2 protein-coding genes are annotated in these 1,118 nt (G+C 58.9%); both read left to right on the top strand.

The genetic code is table 11. The annotated features are described in order from the left end of the window. The first annotated feature begins 11 nt into the window (after nt 1-11). Complete coding sequence (locus tag ACZ4TW_RS24050; protein ID WP_465547045.1) at nt 12-224, top strand: integrase core domain-containing protein; 213 nt, start codon at nt 12-14, stop codon at nt 222-224. A gap of 37 nt (nt 225-261) precedes the next feature. After that, a complete protein-coding gene (locus ACZ4TW_RS24045) occupies nt 262-1,023 on the top strand; it encodes a hypothetical protein (RefSeq protein ID WP_465547043.1) in 762 nt (253 codons plus the stop codon). The last annotated feature ends 95 nt before the right edge of the window (nt 1,024-1,118 follow it).

Here is a 1,118-nt window from a genome sequence, read left to right as displayed (position 1 = left end):
GCGCGACAGGGATCTGCTGGGACAACGCCGGCGCCGAATCGCTGTGGTCAACTGTCAAGCACGAATACTACAAGCGGCACGCGTTCACCACGTACGCGAATCTTACTGCGGGACTTGATAATTACATCAGATTCTACAATCATGACAGGAGGCACAGTTCGCTGGGGATGATCTCGCCTATTGATTACGAGATCACGTCACTGACAAGTCAGCAATCAAGCTAACCGTGTCCACTTTTTCGGGGGAACCCCAGAATACTCCTTGTACACGTATTTGCCGGTTGACGGAACTGCGATCGGCAATGCGTCGGCCAGGCAGAATCTGGGCTGGAACAAGACGCGATACGTCCGGGCGAAAGACGGACTACTCGAGAAGACGCTGATCACTCGAGCACGGGGAAGAGGCGGGGCGATACGACGCATCGCCGACGGACCCGACAATGCCTCGCACGCGGGTTCCGTCCGGATGCCGGTGCCCGAGCTTGACCTGTATGCACCGATACTCCAAACCCTTGGGGGCGAGTGGGCCGACGAACGGAACTTTCGGGCGCTGGCCATCGAACAGACAGCGTTTGGCGGTAGGAGGCGAACAGGTGGGACGTGGACGCGGCCGGATCTAGTGGCGGTGGGTATCAAGTCCTTCACGTACGTCCCCACCAACGAATTGGAAGTCATCACCTTTGAGGTGAAACCGATGCGGCAGTTGAATGTCGTAGCGGTTTACGAAGCACTCGCGCATAGACGCTCGTCAACGCACGCGTACGTCGTAGTCGAGGTCCTCGATGAGCTCGCGCGGGCACATGCGGCAAAGCTAGAGGCCGTGGCCGCAGCGGCCGACGATCACGGCGTCGGAGTCATCACGTTCTCTGATCCCGCCGACTTCGAAACATGGGACGAGGTCATCGCGGCGCGTCGTAGTGAATCGAGGCCCGAGCTTGTTGATCAGTTCATTGAGGCGCAGGTTTCGACAGAGGGAAAGCAGAAGATCAGACGGTTCGTCTGCGCCTCTCGCGGCTCCGATTAGTGGCTCTTCCGAATTGACGGTGCGTAGAACGGGTTCTCGCGGGCACAAGATGTGGGTGAGCAAGGTCGCGGGGTGTGGGCGGTGAGTCTGGGGAT

It is taken from the genome of Agromyces sp. NPDC029043 (assembly GCF_055564615.1).
The sequence above is the reverse complement of the archived record's forward strand: the minus strand, read 5'-3'. Positions and strand labels throughout refer to the sequence as shown.